The sequence below is a fragment of the Priestia sp. FW507-14D1A genome (assembly GCF_058781295.1).
Genome location: NZ_JBYSWQ010000001.1, coordinates 72,401 through 87,155 on the forward strand (window position 1 = coordinate 72,401; position 14,755 = coordinate 87,155).

General features: G+C 40.0%; 20 protein-coding genes. 14 read left to right on the forward strand and 6 right to left on the reverse strand.

Going from position 1 to position 14,755, the window contains the following annotated elements; translation table 11 throughout:
• Positions 1-92 precede the first annotated feature (92 nt).
• Complete coding sequence (locus AC3WJG_RS00440) at positions 93-644, forward strand: helix-turn-helix domain-containing protein (RefSeq protein WP_102813828.1); 552 nt, start codon at positions 93-95, stop codon at positions 642-644.
• A 36-nt stretch (positions 645-680) separates the two neighbouring features.
• Here the strand turns inward: AC3WJG_RS00440 and AC3WJG_RS00445 are convergent, their stop codons facing one another.
• Entirely contained in the window at positions 681-1,364 is a 684-nt protein-coding gene (locus AC3WJG_RS00445) for a TerC family protein (protein WP_028409271.1), read from the reverse strand.
• Positions 1,365-1,637: 273 nt separating this feature from the next.
• Complete coding sequence (locus AC3WJG_RS00450; RefSeq protein ID WP_028409272.1) at positions 1,638-2,621, reverse strand: LacI family DNA-binding transcriptional regulator; 984 nt, start codon at positions 2,619-2,621, stop codon at positions 1,638-1,640.
• A 160-nt stretch (positions 2,622-2,781) separates the two neighbouring features.
• Here AC3WJG_RS00450 and AC3WJG_RS00455 point away from each other — a divergent pair, with 160 nt between their 5' ends.
• Entirely contained in the window at positions 2,782-3,261 is a 480-nt protein-coding gene (locus AC3WJG_RS00455) for an RrF2 family transcriptional regulator (RefSeq protein WP_028409273.1), read from the forward strand.
• 18 nt (positions 3,262-3,279) lie between these two features.
• The gene (locus tag AC3WJG_RS00460) at positions 3,280-3,663 is read left to right on the forward strand and encodes a nuclear transport factor 2 family protein (protein ID WP_060745326.1); all 384 of its coding nucleotides are present in this window, start codon (positions 3,280-3,282) and stop codon (positions 3,661-3,663) included.
• 35 nt (positions 3,664-3,698) lie between these two features.
• On the opposite strand, the gene AC3WJG_RS00465 is transcribed toward AC3WJG_RS00460, so the two are convergent.
• The gene (locus AC3WJG_RS00465) at positions 3,699-4,523 is read right to left on the reverse strand and encodes an SPL family radical SAM protein (protein WP_337134144.1); all 825 of its coding nucleotides are present in this window, start codon (positions 4,521-4,523) and stop codon (positions 3,699-3,701) included.
• A gap of 432 nt (positions 4,524-4,955) precedes the next feature.
• Here AC3WJG_RS00465 and gvpJ point away from each other — a divergent pair, with 432 nt between their 5' ends.
• From gvpJ to AC3WJG_RS00515, 10 genes are all read left to right on the forward strand, one after another.
• The gene (gene gvpJ / locus AC3WJG_RS00470) at positions 4,956-5,234 is read left to right on the forward strand and encodes a gas vesicle protein GvpJ (RefSeq protein ID WP_028409276.1); all 279 of its coding nucleotides are present in this window, start codon (positions 4,956-4,958) and stop codon (positions 5,232-5,234) included.
• A gap of 23 nt (positions 5,235-5,257) precedes the next feature.
• Positions 5,258-5,521, forward strand: coding sequence for a gas vesicle protein GvpO (locus AC3WJG_RS00475; RefSeq protein WP_013057922.1), 264 nt, complete (start codon positions 5,258-5,260; stop codon positions 5,519-5,521).
• A gap of 23 nt (positions 5,522-5,544) precedes the next feature.
• Entirely contained in the window at positions 5,545-6,315 is a 771-nt protein-coding gene (locus AC3WJG_RS00480) for a GvpL/GvpF family gas vesicle protein (RefSeq protein ID WP_337134145.1), read from the forward strand.
• Positions 6,312-6,569 carry a gas vesicle protein GvpG gene (locus AC3WJG_RS00485; protein ID WP_014459264.1) on the forward strand — a complete coding sequence of 86 codons (258 nt, stop codon included), beginning with the start codon at positions 6,312-6,314 and terminating at the stop codon, positions 6,567-6,569. Before AC3WJG_RS00480 ends, AC3WJG_RS00485 begins: the two co-directional genes overlap by 4 nt.
• 9 nt (positions 6,570-6,578) lie before the next feature.
• The gene (locus AC3WJG_RS00490) at positions 6,579-7,403 is read left to right on the forward strand and encodes a GvpL/GvpF family gas vesicle protein (protein WP_337134146.1); all 825 of its coding nucleotides are present in this window, start codon (positions 6,579-6,581) and stop codon (positions 7,401-7,403) included.
• Positions 7,400-7,651, forward strand: a complete 252-nt coding sequence (locus AC3WJG_RS00495; RefSeq protein WP_028409280.1) for a gas vesicle protein — start codon at positions 7,400-7,402, stop codon at positions 7,649-7,651. Before AC3WJG_RS00490 ends, AC3WJG_RS00495 begins: the two co-directional genes overlap by 4 nt.
• The gene (locus tag AC3WJG_RS00500; protein WP_028409281.1) at positions 7,641-7,925 is read left to right on the forward strand and encodes a gas vesicle protein K; all 285 of its coding nucleotides are present in this window, start codon (positions 7,641-7,643) and stop codon (positions 7,923-7,925) included. The genes AC3WJG_RS00495 and AC3WJG_RS00500 overlap by 11 nt, the downstream gene beginning before the upstream one ends.
• Before the next feature lie 14 nt (positions 7,926-7,939).
• Entirely contained in the window at positions 7,940-8,257 is a 318-nt protein-coding gene (locus AC3WJG_RS00505) for a gas vesicle protein (protein WP_016764858.1), read from the forward strand.
• Between the two features lie 32 nt (positions 8,258-8,289).
• Positions 8,290-8,418, forward strand: coding sequence for a hypothetical protein (locus tag AC3WJG_RS00510; RefSeq protein ID WP_013083966.1), 129 nt, complete (start codon positions 8,290-8,292; stop codon positions 8,416-8,418).
• Between the two features lie 145 nt (positions 8,419-8,563).
• Complete coding sequence (locus AC3WJG_RS00515) at positions 8,564-9,088, forward strand: hypothetical protein (RefSeq protein ID WP_098248058.1); 525 nt, start codon at positions 8,564-8,566, stop codon at positions 9,086-9,088.
• A 141-nt stretch (positions 9,089-9,229) separates the two neighbouring features.
• Here the strand turns inward: AC3WJG_RS00515 and AC3WJG_RS00520 are convergent, their stop codons facing one another.
• Positions 9,230-9,670: a cell wall hydrolase gene (locus tag AC3WJG_RS00520; protein WP_013083968.1), complete on the reverse strand. Its 441-nt coding sequence runs from the start codon at positions 9,668-9,670 to the stop codon at positions 9,230-9,232.
• 141 nt (positions 9,671-9,811) lie between these two features.
• Complete coding sequence (locus AC3WJG_RS00525; protein WP_337134147.1) at positions 9,812-10,330, reverse strand: dihydrofolate reductase family protein; 519 nt, start codon at positions 10,328-10,330, stop codon at positions 9,812-9,814.
• Positions 10,331-10,420: 90 nt separating this feature from the next.
• On the opposite strand from AC3WJG_RS00525, the gene AC3WJG_RS00530 reads away from it, so the two are divergent.
• Positions 10,421-11,380, forward strand: a complete 960-nt coding sequence (locus AC3WJG_RS00530; RefSeq protein ID WP_098580113.1) for a helix-turn-helix transcriptional regulator — start codon at positions 10,421-10,423, stop codon at positions 11,378-11,380.
• A gap of 204 nt (positions 11,381-11,584) precedes the next feature.
• On the opposite strand, the gene AC3WJG_RS00535 is transcribed toward AC3WJG_RS00530, so the two are convergent.
• Complete coding sequence (locus AC3WJG_RS00535) at positions 11,585-14,734, reverse strand: bifunctional cytochrome P450/NADPH--P450 reductase (protein WP_337134149.1); 3,150 nt, start codon at positions 14,732-14,734, stop codon at positions 11,585-11,587.
• Positions 14,735-14,755 lie beyond the last annotated feature (21 nt).

Genomic DNA, 14,755 nt, shown 5'->3' on the forward strand with positions numbered 1-14,755 from the left:
ACTCCCTCCTTTTCTGCTATATTATACATCTATACGTTATATTAAACAACGGTATGTTATACTATCTTTATAATAATTAAAGGAGTACAATAATGGACGCGATTCAAGATATTATTGCTAAAAATCTTGTTAAATTACGAAAAAATCGAAATTTGACGCTTGATCAAGTTTCCGAATTAACCGGTGTTAGTAAAGCAATGCTTGCACAAATTGAAAAAGGTAAATCCAGTCCCACGGTTACCACGCTTTGGAAAATTGCCAACGGCCTTCAAGTCTCTTTTTCTGTATTTATGAAAGAAGACACCCCGGATGTGCAGAAAGTAAGCATACAACAGCTAGATCCCATCATGGACAACAAAGGTGATTACTTAGTATATTCTTTTTTTCCTTATCATCCGGAAAAAAAGTTTGAAATTTACATCGTCACATTAAAGCCTGGATGCGTGCACGAAGCGAAAACTCATTTAGGAGATGAATACTTACTTATTAAAGAAGGCGAATTAACGGTTCGTTTTGAAAATGAAGAACATGAATTAGTCTCGGGAGACGCTCTGCATTTTTCAGGAAATACCTCTCACAGCTATATCAATTCTTCTGAAGAAGAAGCAAGCTTTTTTTTGCTTATGCACTACCCCGAATCATAAAAAAAAGAGCGTACGGATCATCCGTACGCTCTTTTTTTAAGCTGCGTGGGCTTGTTCTTTTTTCATTTTTTTGTTTTTCATGTACCCAATGCCTACAACTGCAATAGTTAAGATAACTTGAACAGCGAGATGTAAAGCTGTACTTGGAACAAATCCGCCGATGATTTTATCTTCAACAATCATTTTTCCAGCAGACCATGCAAGCATCGCCGCTCCAGCGTAAATGATAATCGGAAATTTTTCCATCGCTTTCATGATAAAGCTGCTTCCCCAAATAATAATCGGAATTGAAATTAATACACCAATCATAATCGGGACAAATTCGTGAGCTACACCTGCTAGAGCTAATACGTTATCTAATGACATGACCGCATCTGCAATAATGATCGTTTTAACCGCGCTCCATACCGTTGCTCCACCTTTAGGATTGTCGCCGTGATCGTGATTGTCCGCTAATAATTTATATGCAATCCATACTAGCATTAAACCGCCGACCGCTCCGATTAATGGAATTTTCAATAAAGGGACAATAATAGCCGCAAATAATAATCGAAGACCAATTGCGCCGCCTGTTCCAATTAAAATCGCTCTTTTTTGTAAATCTTTTGGTACGTTACGAGCCGCCATTGCAATAACAATTGCGTTATCCCCGCTTAAAATTAAATCAAGAAAAATAATTTGCAGCAAACCTTGCACTGATACGCCAATTAGTTCCTCCATAGTTACCTCCACCTTCTCTTTTTATGTAACGTTTCTCCTCTAAATGTCCGAGCCTTTTCCTCCCTTTTTATAATTGAATACAAAAAAGACCCTTACCAAATAAGCGGTAAAGGTCTTGCTAACAACATAATGTCGCCAACAAAGCCGAGAGATAATCTCTGTAATGACGACTTTGCTGTTAAAGCTACTCCCCTTTAGGAGATACGTTCAATTATTTGTTTGTATTTACACCACTTATACTATAGCATCTCCTACATTCTGTCAATCGTTTTTTTATGCAAAGCGATTGTCAACGCTTTCTCTTTCAATCAATTCATAGTTAGAAAGTGTAAGCTTTTCGACTTCTTCTCCGTTGACTAGCTTAATAATTCGCTGTGCCCCCATTTGTCCCGCTTCTTTATAGTAATATTTTACGGTTGTTAAGCTAGGATGAATCACACCTGTAATTTCGTAGCCTCCAAAGCCGGTAATGGATACATCTTGCGGAACGCGCAGTCCGTTTAAATAAGCTGCCTTTAATGTGCCAAGCGCAATGTTATCGGTCGCACATACAATGATGGACGGATTAAATTCTTTCATCACAGCCGTAGCGGCCCCGATTGCATCGCTCATGCTAAAGCTTGTTTGATAACAGCGGATCTCGCAGTCTCTGTCTTTAAGACCTTCCTTTACGCCTTCTTTTCGCTTTACACCTACAGCTATGTCTTTTTCGGTTACTCCTAAAAAAGCGATTTTTTTATGTCCTTTTTCTCCTATGTACCTTCCAATGTCGCATGCAGCCTCGTAGTCTTGGTGAATTAAACTATGGACTTCTTCATGCTGCTGTCCAATTAACAAAACGGGAATTGAAATTGTGCGGAACGCTTCCAAATGAGCTTTTGTGATTTGAACGGCAAGAAGAATAATACCTGCTACCTTCTGCTTAGCCAGCGTATAGATATTTTCGATTTCTCTTTCTAAATCTTGATTAGAATTGGAAATAATCATTTGATAGTGGTGGTCTCTAAGTTCTTGGTCAATACCATCTAATGTGCGAGAAGTCGCAAAAGAACCCATGCGCGGAACAATTACACCAATGATGTTTGTTTTTTTTGCTTTTAAGCTTTGAGCAAACGCATTTGGGCTATAGTTTGTTTCTTTAATAATCTCTTCGATTTTTCGTTTTGTCGCATCGCTCACAGACCCTCCGTTAAGGTAGCGGGATACAGTGCTTTTTGCTACTCCTGCAAGCCGAGCGATATCTGCAATAGTTGTCATTCTCTCATCTCCGTATTTTGTTGCTGCTTCTTTCACAGTATACACGAATATCGCGTGCATATTAAGTAACTGCTTTACTTTTTGATTCATAAGCGGTATGATAACCTAAACGTGGATAATGATTATCCACGTTGTACACATAAAGCAGGAGATGATGTTTTTGCATATGAAAACAGGCGTTGAGCAATCGGTATATGCCATTTTGCTTCTTACGTTTTTACCTGAAAAAGCTGTGTTGCCAGGAGATGTCATCAGCACTCAGCTTGGGGGCTCGCCTACGTATTTTCAAAAGCTTCTTCGCAAGCTGGTTAGCGCTGATTTACTTGCTTCCGTTCCTGGTAGCAAAGGTGGATTTCGCTTAAAAAAAACGCCGGAAAAAATTCGTATTTATGACGTATACGTAGCCATTGAAGGTAAGCAGTCTCTTTACTCATCAAGCGGTATTTTTCACGACATGCTTAACTTAAAAGACAAAGATATTTGCTTATTATCCGATTTAATGGAAGAAGCTGAATCTTCGTGGCAGTCTATCTTAAAACGGCAAACCATTGCTACGCTCACAAATGAAATTAACAAAAAATGTCCGAAAGAAAACCTGGACATGTTAAAAGCAACAGTAGAAGAAAAAATGGTGCTGTAGCACCCAAAGGAGATCATCATGGAGAACTTAAATAGATATTTTGATTTATTCGATCAATCACGTACAAGCGAACAAGCATTTGAAGAATTAGTAGGGCTTTTTTCAGACGATATCGTATTTGTCTTAAACGGCCACGAAAAGCAAGGCATTGAAAACTGGAAGCTGTTTGTGAAAATGGTGTTTAAAGAAAACGCTGATATTAAGCATATGTTCGAAGGCTGGAAAGCAGTTGAAGGTACAGATAAGTTTGAAACGCCTTGGGCAGTGTGCGGAAAACGTGCATCTGGCAGCGTCTTTACTCAAATGGGAAAAGATATTGCTAAGCTAGATGACAGCGGAAAAATCAGCTACTTAGAAAACGTACCTGACGATACAAACATGTTTGATACGTATAAAAACTAATACAAAAAAGAAGGGCTCTTCTAGCCCTTCTTTTTTTACGGGGCAAATCCCTCTTGAGAAAGATAAATCATCGAAGAAGGATAAAATTTTTCAAAATAACGAATGGCTTTGACATGAATGTCTTTATCATACCAGTCTAGGAAACCGTACTTCTCAAATAATTCCGGCATCCCTAGCCTTTTAGACGTTTTACCTAAGGAACCGTCTCCTAAGTACAAGGTATCAATGCAAATTCGGTCCATCATTCCTTCTATTTTTTTAGGGAATTCAGGCGTGAAAGGAAGCATTGGAGCAATGGTTCCTTGCGTTGAAATTCCGCTTTCTTTTACTTTTTTTAACGCGTTCATACGAAGTTTCATCCCCGGAGCATAAGGAGAAAAAATTTGTTTTACATCTTCTCGGTCCGTTTCAACAGTCATCGATACGCGAAGATCACATACTTTTTGAAGCTGTAAAAGCAAATCGATATCCCTCGTCACAAGGGGCGACCTTGTTTGAATCAATAAAAAATCAGGTGGATGATGGATCATCGTTTCTAAAAGGGCACGTGTGATGCCTGCTTTACGCTCAGCAGGCTGATAGGGATCTGTCGCTGAAGACATAAAGATGCGCACCGGCTGCTCTTTTTTTCGCAGTTTTTGTATTTCTTTTTGATAGACTTCAGCTGCGTTGACCTTCAGCTCTAGCCATGTCCCCCACTCCATCTCTTTAAAACGCTGAATTGGCAGCTCTCGCACGTAGCAAAATTTGCAGGAAAATGCACATCCGGCATACGGATTTAAACTATGAGTATAACCAGATGCCAAAAAGCCGGTCGCTTTTGTTAAAATACTTCTCGAAACCACGTCTCTTTTGTTCATCTTTCTCACCTCGTTGTCCAATATATCAAGTTCACAAATGAAAAAACTACTTTCCACATGGAAAGTAGCCCTTTATGTTTTTAATTCATCAACTTTGATTTTCTTTCTTTTCACTTGTCGTTTCAAGTAAAGAGGTTAAATATGAATTTAACTCAAATTGGTCCTTTTCAATAAAATCAGATAATACCGGCTGCTCTTCTTTTCTCATCTTTCTCCACTCCCTTTGTTTTTTATGTATGTGTTTTCATTCATCAATGGATAAAAGTAATGTACTTAACTCTACCCGTATCTAAACAAAAATAATCATGGTATTTTATACTATTTTTAATTTATGCACGTTTTATTTGTATATTTTTTACAATATCACACACATTAATAGCAAGATTAGCAAACGTATTTATTCTACTATGCAACATGAGAGGATTTTTCATCATGACGATTCACAAATCAAACGATTTCTCTAGTCTAGCTGAAGTGGTGGAGCGAATTTTAGATAAAGGTGTCGTAATTGACGTATTCGCGCGCATTTCCGTTATTGGTATTGAATTAATTACCATTGAAGCCAGAATCGTAATTGCGAGCGTAGACACGTGGCTGAGGTACGCCGAGGCAGTTCGGCTGCTTCATAATGAAAGAGAAGAGTTTCTTTCTTCGAATAACAGCGGAAAGAAACTTGAACAGCTGAACCTTTTACAAGATTTAGATTTATAAACTCATAAAGGTGGATTAGAGAAGTGAAAGTAGCCGAGATCATGGAATCCGTAACTGATTTTTTTAAAGAACACGTCGCTCCTCCTCACCGAATTATTTCGTATGAATCGATTCAAAATGGAGGATGGAAAATAACACTTGAAGCATTTGAAGAACAGGAGTATATGAGGCGCTATGCAAAAGATGAACTGCTCGGTATCTATGAAGTGCTGGTCAATAAGCAGCATAACATTACGTCTTTTTCACGCACCAGTCTGCGCTATCGAAGCTCTCCGGCAGAGAAATAGGCTAATTATTTTAATGGAAAGGAATGAAACAAAAATCGATGAATGAAGAAACTGGCATTTATATTTTTTGCAGCATCCCCGCTACCGAGGCACATACGTTTGGCAGCGTTACGATTGATCACGAGGAACGATCCACTTTTACCATTCATTACCGTGATGCCGCTATAGTGGCCGCTGCCTTTCCTCTTAAAATTTATCACCCTACAAAAGAGAACGTCACAGCGCACCAGCAGGTGATTTCCAAAGTAATGAATGAGCATGATTCCGTTATTCCCATCAGCTTTGGCAATGTGTTTCATAGCCAACAAGATGTTGAAATGCTGTTAGAAAACTTATATCCACAGTTCGCCTCTCTTTTCCCACAGTTAAAAGGAAAAATAGAAGTCGGACTAAAAGTAATTGGGAAACCGGACTGGCTGAAACAAAAAGTGAATCAAGATTCTTCTTTGCACCAAGTACGAAACCAGCGTTCTGCCAGTGCTGATTTTTATAAACAAATTGCCCACGGAGAAACAGCTCAGAAATTCTTTTTAAAGCTTCAGCACGACTGTAAAAACGAACTGTATGAACAGTTAGAACCGATAGCTGAAGCGTCTAAGCTAAACCCTCCTATTGTCGAAACAATGCTTTTGAACGCTTCTTTTTTAATTGACCGAAAAAAAGAAGCAACGTTTGATGAACGTGTAAATGACCTGTATGAAAAATGGAAGCACAAAGCAGATTTTAAATACTCCGGGCCGTGGGCTGCTTATAACTTTATCAATATTCAATTAAAAGTAGAAGAGAATGTATGATTCATAAACTGCTGCTGTCTCCTGTTACGCTCATTGTAAAAGTCGGACAGAAAATCAAGGAAGAAGCGGATAAAGAACTTTACGATGTCTCTTTTATTCAGCAAAAAATCGTTCATCTTCAAATGATGTATGAGCTTGGAGAAATACCAGAAGATGCATATATGGAAAAAGAAAAAGAACTGCTGCTGAGATATGAAGCTGCAAAGGAATATGAATTAAAAAGATGGGAATCAATGACTAAGAAACAAAAGTGAGGTTAAAAGATGGAAAAGCTCATTTATTTATATGGTCTAGTTCCAACGGAAGAAGCCAAGCAAATCCCCTTTTCTTCCCTTAAAGGCATGGATGAGAACAATCCTATCTATACTCTTTGCTTTGATGACATTACCGCATTTGTATGCGACTTGCCAAGCGATGAGTATTCGGAAGAAATACTGAAAGAAAAGATCGAGCACGATATGAAATGGCTGCAGGACAAAGCCATGCATCACCATGAGATTCTTCTTTTCTTACAAAGTCACTACACGCTTCTTCCCATGAAATTTTGTACGGTCTACAAAAGCAAGGATAGCTGTCAAAAAAGTATTGCTGATAACAAAGAAAAAACGCTCTCTTCTCTTCAGCTTTTAAAAAGATCTGAAGAATGGAATATAAAAGTGTATGCCCATACGAATTCTTTAAAGAACTATCTGCTAACGAACAATGAAACGATCCAAAAGAAAAAAGAAGAAATAAATACGCTGCCTCCAGGCAGGCAGTTTTTTGAACGTAAAAAGATAGAAAAGCTGATCGAAGAAGAAACAGAAAAAGAACAGCTGTCGCTTTGTGATCATTTACACAGTGAGATAAGCCCCTACGCCGTTTACCACACAATCAAAAATAACTGGAGTCAAAAAATAACCGGCGAGAGCTACAGCATGTGCTGGAACAGCATCTACCTTCTTTCAAAGAACAATGTAGAATCGTTTTTAAAAGCCATTAGCGACAAGCAAACGTTTTATAGTGAAATGGGACTGAACATCGAAGTAACGGGACCATGGCCAGCTTATCATATCGACACTCTGCGCTCGGAGAAAGATGCGGGATGACATCGCTGCGAAAACAAACGCTGGAGCAAAAGGACATCGCCCTCATTGATATATTAGATGTGATCCTCGATAAAGGAATTGCCATTAAAGGTGATTTATTGATTTCAATTGCCGGAATTGATTTAGTCTATCTTGATTTGCGGGTATTGATTTCTTCTGTAGAAACGCTGATAGGCTCTCATGATCGTCAAATCATTTCTTCTCGGCAGCTTGAACAGGAAACGGAGGCGTTGCGAAATGGAAAATAACCTCAAACGAAACGGCCGCATTGAGCTGAGTGCGGAAAATGCTGAACAAGGCCTAGCGCAGCTTGTTTTAACTGTCATTGAATTACTGCGGCAGCTCATTGAAAAGCATGCGATTCGCCGAGTCGACAGCGGAAACCTGACGGATGCTCAAATCGAAGACCTGGGCGTGGCGTTGATGAAGTTAGAGAACAAAATGGAGGAGCTAAAATCAGTGTTTAGCTTTACAAATGAAGATTTAAATATTGATCTAGGTCCCCTAGGAAAAGTGTTATAACAAGGAGTGAAAAAATGGCGGCGGAACATAACGGGCATCTGGGCACCATTGTAGAAGTATTAGAAAAAGTATTAGATAAAGGTCTTGTTATTGCTGGAGATATTAAAGTGCAAATTGCTGATGTTGAACTCTTAACAATCAAAATCCGGCTGCTTGTCGCTTCTATTGATAAAGCAAGAGAAATTGGCATGGACTGGTGGGAAACAGACCCTTACCTATGTTCAAAAGCAAATCAGTCTTATCAAAAACTCCAGGCAGAAAATGACAGTTTAACGCAGCAAGTGGCATCTTTAACACAGCGAATTCAAGATGATTTGCTTTCGCTTGATTAACAGCTCACTTTATATAAGGAGGAATAACAAACATGAATCCTGAACAAAAATCTACGCTGTCTCCTATTTCACAAGAGCAGCAAAGCCCCGATACTCAGCTAACGGAAAAAGAAGAGCGTATGCCCGAGTATACGCATACTTCGCTTAATCCAGATTCATAGAATCAAAAGAGAAATGCTTCGGCATTTCTCTTTTTAATGTTTCTATACTTTTCTTCATTAATCATGACATTGAAACAAATGGAGGTAAATACAATGAACATAGCGAATGAGTACCATTATCTATCAATTACAAAGGAGAACGAGCATGAAGAAAAAAGCATTTGGAGCAGTCTATGCTCTTTTAACGCTATTCATTTTAGGTGCCTGCAGTACCGAAGACGTTGTGACAAATAATTCAGATCCAAAAGTTTCTGTTTCTACTACAGTTAAACAGCTGACGAAAAAAGAATTTAGTGAAGTTGGAACATCAGGGTTAACAAGCCCTTCAAAAAAAGATTTTCACAAAGTACATATGATTCTTACGTTACGCGGCACGGATTACCTGTCGAATATTCAAGTTAAGCTACCTAACTATAAAGAAGCTTTTAATAACATCAAAGACGATCAGCAAATAAGATATTGGTTTGGCAGCGGTGCAGATAAAGAGCAAGAAAATAAGAACATCTATACAAGAGAATTTGTCCTTTATACGAAAGGCTTAAACGATAAGCAAATTAAAGAAATTTTAGCAGCAGCTAAGGTAAAGACGTCCTGGGTGGTAAAGGATACAAAAGCGAAGGATCAATCTGAATTTGCTGCTGGTAAAAACATAAAATTTGAAGCAAAATGAGAAATGCATCAATTAGCAAAAGCCCCCTTTATTAAAAGAGGGCTTTCTCTTATTATATGAAGAACGATTACCTTGTCACCTGCAGCTAAAGGTTTGGATTTGATGCCAGACTTTCAGAATGCAGCATATTTTCTAAGCTATCTATCCGTTATAAACGCTAGCGCATGTTCCGGGCTTTGGCTCGTAGTAACAGTGATTTTTGTATTGACCAGAAGCGGGTTGACCGTACCAGGTTGGAGGGCATGGAGCGGATGGATTAAAGTACCACAGTGCATATTTCCCCGGGTGTTCTCTCCAATAATCCAAATTCTTTTTGGCTAACCTTTTTTCAACACCTCTTGCTCTTTGATAAAATACGTTTCCTTTTTGAACAGCTTCGAACGAATAGTTCCCTCCCTGCACCTGATAAATAACTTGCGGAACGGATCTTAAATTCTTGAAATCTAAACAGTTTGCTTTAAGACGATTTACAATGACATTTCCAACATACAGCATTCCTTGTTTTCCTTCGCCTTCAGCTTCTGCTCTCATCATCCTTGCCATTAAAGCAACGTCTGAATCTCGATAATTTACTCTTGGCATTTTTTCACCCCAAAAATATACTATGAAAAAAGGATGCTCTTGATGTCACTGCCCCTAAAATAACAATAGCTGGATGTTAAATACACTTAAATACACGATGAGCACACTGACACTGCAGAAAGAGTTTTTATTACGAAAAGCTTATTCTTTTTCATAATAAAGCTGAGCAATTTGCCCGTACTGTTTTATATCGGTAAGCTTCAAGTTCATTTCGGGAATTCCTCGTTTAAACAGCGGAATACCAGCCCCAAGCAAAACGGGAATGACCGATATAATAAATTCATCCACCCTCTTTACTGTTAAGAAATCAGCGAGAATATCAGCGCCTCCCACCAGCCATATTTTTTTCGTATCTTGACTGAGGTTATTGAGAAATGACGCCACGCTTTCATTTATAAACTCTGCATACTGATCTTTTCCTTGAGCTGAGCGGCTAAACACGTAGCACTTTTTATCGAGATACGGAAACTCAGGTGTGAGCTTCAGCACGTGGTCGTACGTGGCTTTTCCCATAACGACCGCATCACACGTTTGATAAAACGTTTCGTAGCCGTTGTCTCCCTCTCCTTCTACGCTTTCCAGCCAGTCAATCTCTCCGTTTTCTCTTGCAATATACCCGTCTAAGCTTGCCGCAATATATACGACGATTTTTTTCTTCATTCTCTTTTCTCCTTTCAACTTTACTGTTTCTGTATGATATCATCTTAATACGACACTTTTTGTCATATTAAAAGAAAAAGGTGAAAATAAATGGCTAAGTCTAGACGGCTTGTTGATATGCTCATGTTTATTAATACAAAAAGAACGTTTACGGCAAAAGAACTAGCGGAGGAATTTGGTCTTTCCGTGCGGACCGTCCAGCGCTATTTACTGGACTTAAGTGAATTAGGGCTGCCTCTTTACAGTGAAAAAGGACGGAGCGGCGGTTACAAAGTGTTAAAAAATCGTATTCTCCCTCCTATTTTGTTTACGGAAGAAGAAGCTATTTCTATCTTTTTTGCTTATCAAGCTCTGCAGTATTATCATGACCTTCCGTTTGATGCAGAAATTCATGCGGCTCTTCAAAAATTTTATGTGTACCTGTCTGAGGAAACAAAGAAAAAAGTAGATAAAATGAGTGCTCATATTGCGTTTTGGAATCCTAAAAGAAACCTTGACACTCCTTATTTAAAAGAGCTTTTAGAAGCAAGCCTTGCAGGGAAATATATTGAATTTCTTTATGATTCAAAGGCAGGTCAAACAAGAAAAGAAGTCAAACCCCTTGGAATTTATGCTCATAACGGTTTATGGTACTGTCCTGCTTATTCCTTCAATAAGCAAAAAGTGTTATTATTTCGAGCGGATCGTATTCACTCGTTAAAAGTTTTAAAAAAAGACGAAAATATGTCTCTTACGTTAAAGGAATGGCTTGAAACAGAACCGGTAAACTCACAGCCGATTTCGTTAAAAGTAACCTTGACACACGAAGGCGTTCGTCAGTGTAAAGGCGTTCCGTGGCTTGAAAATCATGTGAAGGTGGCGCGTGATGGGAATGGCTATATCGATACAATAACTGATGGAAATGAAATAAATTACATGGCTTCTTTTTTCTATACCTTAGGGGCTCATGCTTTTATTGAAGAACCTCAGAAGCTAATTGAAAAAATCTGCTGTCACGCAGAAGAAACGTTAAGACGCTATAAAAATGAAGTGGGGACAAAAGACGAATAAATGGGAGAAATGAACTCGTATAAATCGCTTTAGGCACCCGGGTTGATTTTCTTGCAAGACTTCGCCTTGCACTCCGATCAACCGCTACAAGTCACTAAATAGATGAAATCTACGTTCACTCTACCAATAAAAAGATCCGAACGATTCATCGTTCGGATCTTCCTTCAACCAACTAAACTACTTTTATCCTAGCCTCTTTTTAATTTACCCAGCCCACACGTCTTTTGCGTATCGGCCTTTTTCTTCTAGCTGCTGCAGCCATAAGCGAGCGTCTGCTTCACTCACTTGGTGAACGTCAGCATAGCTTTTCATAAGCGTTGCTTCAACGTCAGGTGCCATTTTGCTTCCGTCTCCGCAAATATAGAAGTGCGCTCCTTGATCAAGAAGTTCAATCAATTTCTTGCCGTCTTGTTCCATCACGTGCTGAACGTATGTTTTCGGCTGATTTGGCATGCGAGAAAAAGCGGTATGAAGCGTAATGATGCCTTCATTTTGGGCGTTTTCAAGCTCTTCTTGATACAGATAGTCTTCATGAGGTGAACGGCAGCCAAAGTATAAATGCGCTTCTCCAAGCGACTGTCCTTGTTCTTTTAGCTGTTTGCGAGCCTGCACGAAACCTCTAAACGGCGCGACGCCTGTTCCCGGTCCGACCATGATAAGCGGCGTTTCAGGGTCTTTTGGCAGCGTAAAGCCTGACTGCGGTGTGGAAATAAAGCACGTAATCGTATCTCCTTCTTGCAGCTCGGCAAGATAGTTCGACGCAATTCCTTTATATTCTCCATATCCGCTCCACGCTTCTCCTGAGACAACGCTGACCGTGATGCTTGCTTGTTTTTCATCGACACGAGGTGATGAAGAAATTGAGTAATAGCGCGGGCGTATGCTTGGCAGAAGGGCGATAAATTCGCTGAATTCCATTTCACACGCCGGGTATTTTTCAAGCAGTTCAAGCATTGTTAAACGTTTTGCCAGCACTTGTTCTTTGTAGGCTTGCTTTTCAAGCAAGGCTTCAAGCTCTACTTTATGCGGCGGGCAGACCGTTATAGCAGCCATTGCGCGAAGCTGCGTGCGCGTAACAGGATCTTGAAGCTCCACGTATTGCAGAAGCTCTTCTACTGATACTGTTTTAGCGAGTGGCAAATGAGCTAATTTTTCTTCTTCTGCTTCCAAACGGATTTGCTGTGATGCATCTAGGCCGAACCTTGCTGTTACACGGTTTACTATTCCTTCATAGTTGCGAGGAATAACGCCTAAATGATCTCCTTCTTGATAAGAAGCTTCTTTTGGAAGTTCAACTTCAAGATGACGCGTGCTTCGTGCACTGCCTGGCTGTTGAAGTTCTTTGCTTTCTACGACGTTCGCTGAAAACGCACCGTGCATTTTCGCAAGCGGCATATCCGCGGCGCTGTCGACGAATTGAAGTGAAAGCGTAGATTTATTATCTTCACTGTTTTCAATGTTGAGGTTAAAGTAGGCTGCTACATCACTCCACATATGTTCACGCCATTCTTCATATGTGCCTTCAAAGTCGTCGCTTGCATCTGCTTCACCGCGGTCAGCGATGTTTTCTGCCCCTTTAGCGGCAAGCGTTTCATCGATAAAAGCAGGCACTTTTTGATACGTTGTCGCCCAGTTTTTATCGCCGCATCCAAATACGGAGTAGCGAACGCCTTTTACTTCATCAGCAGACGCTTGGTCTAACCAGTCGACAAACTGCTTTGCGTTATCAGGCGGATGTCCGTTATAAGACGCCGTTACAATTAAAACAGCTCCTTCACGCGGAAGATTTCCGGCGTGTGAATCAAGCGTTGCCACTTGCGGTGCAAATCCTTTGCTCATTGCAATATCTGCTAAATCACGCGCCGTTCCTTCAGCTGTTCCCATATTTGAACCGTATAACACAAGCAGCGGCGTATTATGAGCGTTTTCTGCCTTTTTGCGTACTTTTTTAGCAGACTGTTCAGTGCTAGGTGAAGGAATACCACCAAGCGGAATTTTTTTCGATTTTGCTTTTACCACAAAGCCTTCAGGTTTTAATGTTAAAGTTTCTTTAATATCCAGCTCGTAGTTTGTATGATCTTCAAAGTCAAAGTGTTTTAGCATCATACCAAGTACCAGCGTTGCTTCATGAAGAGCGAACTGCTGACCGATACACGCGCGCTGCCCGTTTCCAAATGGTTTAAACGCATGCTGCGGAATCGCGCTTGGGTTTTCAAAACGCTCTGGGCGGAACTCTTCTACATCGTCTCCCCAAATCGTTTTATCACGGTGAAGCTGAGGAATCAGAACCATTAGTTCATCGCCTTTTTCTAACGAATATTCTCCTCCAAGCACCGTATCTTCTTTTGCGTATAGAGAAAACGCAGGAGCCGTCGGCCATAAGCGCAGCGCTTCGTTTAAGACCATACCCACATATTTAAGCTGCTTGACTTGCTTGTAGGTTGGAACAGGATCTACAAGAACTCGTGCTGCTTCTTCTGCTGCTTTTTGTAATACATGTGGATTTTTCACTAAGAAATACAGCGCAAATGATAACAGACCGCTTGTTGTTTCGTGTCCCGCAATTAAGAATGTAATAATTTGATAGCGAATGTTCTCGTCATCAAGCGGTTCGCCCGTTTCTGGGTCTTTTCCGTTTAGCATATGCGTTAATAGATCATCGCTTTGTTCACCGCTTGCTTTGCGATCTGCAATAATTTTATCTACTAGGTTGTTCATCACCTTAACATCTTCTTGAAACTGACGCTTATTTTCATCGTAAGCCGGGTCATCCGGATTTGCACGCTGCAGTTTTTTCATCGATTCGTCTAATGCACGGACCATACTTGTAATAAACGGGTGCGGCTGATCGCGATAAAAGCTGTTAAAGCGATAGTTAAAGCCGCAAAGACCGATTGTGTCAAGCGTTAAGCGCGTCATGTCTTCCGGTACTTCAATATGCTCATCTGCATTTAGACGCTCCCACTTTTGAATAAGCTGCACGGCGATATCGACCATCATTGCGTGATAGCCTTTCATTGCCTGCTGGCTAAAGCTTGGAAGTAAGATATTATGCGCTTTTTTCCAGTTTTTCTCATGAGTCCAGCTTGTAAATAAACCGTCTCCTGCAAAATCACGCACAAATTTAAGCGCTTGACTTAAGTTTTTATCGAATCGGGACTCATCACATGCTTCTTTAATTAGACGCTGACTTGATAAGTAGCGCGTTACACGGCCAGGCGCTTCAAATTTAAAGATTTCCCCTAATTCATCCGCAATTTTCATCAGCGTTTGAAGTGGTTTGTCTGTGTTTAATAACGGTAAGTTTTTAAGCTCTCCAAACGTTTTTGGCTGAGGCATTTCTTTAATTGTCATGTTATCCCTCTTTCATTTGTT

Bases quoted from the DNA above. Each gene is read 5' to 3' on its own strand.
- AC3WJG_RS00520 (WP_013083968.1), bottom strand. From the start codon at position 9,670: ATGCCAAGAGTAAATTATCGAGATTCAGACGTTGCTTTAATGGCAAGG.
- AC3WJG_RS00535 (WP_337134149.1), bottom strand. From the start codon at position 14,734: ATGACAATTAAAGAAATGCCTCAGCCAAAAACGTTTGGAGAGCTTAAA.
- AC3WJG_RS00495 (WP_028409280.1), top strand. From the start codon at position 7,400: ATGACATCGCTGCGAAAACAAACGCTGGAGCAAAAGGACATCGCCCTC.
- AC3WJG_RS00485 (WP_014459264.1), top strand. From the start codon at position 6,312: ATGATTCATAAACTGCTGCTGTCTCCTGTTACGCTCATTGTAAAAGTC.
- AC3WJG_RS00445 (WP_028409271.1), bottom strand. From the start codon at position 1,364: ATGGAGGAACTAATTGGCGTATCAGTGCAAGGTTTGCTGCAAATTATT.
- AC3WJG_RS00490 (WP_337134146.1), top strand. From the start codon at position 6,579: ATGGAAAAGCTCATTTATTTATATGGTCTAGTTCCAACGGAAGAAGCC.
- AC3WJG_RS00440 (WP_102813828.1), top strand. From the start codon at position 93: ATGGACGCGATTCAAGATATTATTGCTAAAAATCTTGTTAAATTACGA.
- AC3WJG_RS00530 (WP_098580113.1), top strand. From the start codon at position 10,421: ATGGCTAAGTCTAGACGGCTTGTTGATATGCTCATGTTTATTAATACA.
- gvpJ (WP_028409276.1), top strand. From the start codon at position 4,956: ATGACGATTCACAAATCAAACGATTTCTCTAGTCTAGCTGAAGTGGTG.
- AC3WJG_RS00525 (WP_337134147.1), bottom strand. From the start codon at position 10,330: ATGAAGAAAAAAATCGTCGTATATATTGCGGCAAGCTTAGACGGGTAT.
- AC3WJG_RS00450 (WP_028409272.1), bottom strand. From the start codon at position 2,621: ATGACAACTATTGCAGATATCGCTCGGCTTGCAGGAGTAGCAAAAAGC.
- AC3WJG_RS00515 (WP_098248058.1), top strand. From the start codon at position 8,564: ATGAAGAAAAAAGCATTTGGAGCAGTCTATGCTCTTTTAACGCTATTC.
- AC3WJG_RS00460 (WP_060745326.1), top strand. From the start codon at position 3,280: ATGGAGAACTTAAATAGATATTTTGATTTATTCGATCAATCACGTACA.
- AC3WJG_RS00480 (WP_337134145.1), top strand. From the start codon at position 5,545: ATGAAACAAAAATCGATGAATGAAGAAACTGGCATTTATATTTTTTGC.
- AC3WJG_RS00510 (WP_013083966.1), top strand. From the start codon at position 8,290: ATGAATCCTGAACAAAAATCTACGCTGTCTCCTATTTCACAAGAGCAG.
- AC3WJG_RS00505 (WP_016764858.1), top strand. From the start codon at position 7,940: ATGGCGGCGGAACATAACGGGCATCTGGGCACCATTGTAGAAGTATTA.
- AC3WJG_RS00465 (WP_337134144.1), bottom strand. From the start codon at position 4,523: ATGAACAAAAGAGACGTGGTTTCGAGAAGTATTTTAACAAAAGCGACC.
- AC3WJG_RS00500 (WP_028409281.1), top strand. From the start codon at position 7,641: ATGGAAAATAACCTCAAACGAAACGGCCGCATTGAGCTGAGTGCGGAA.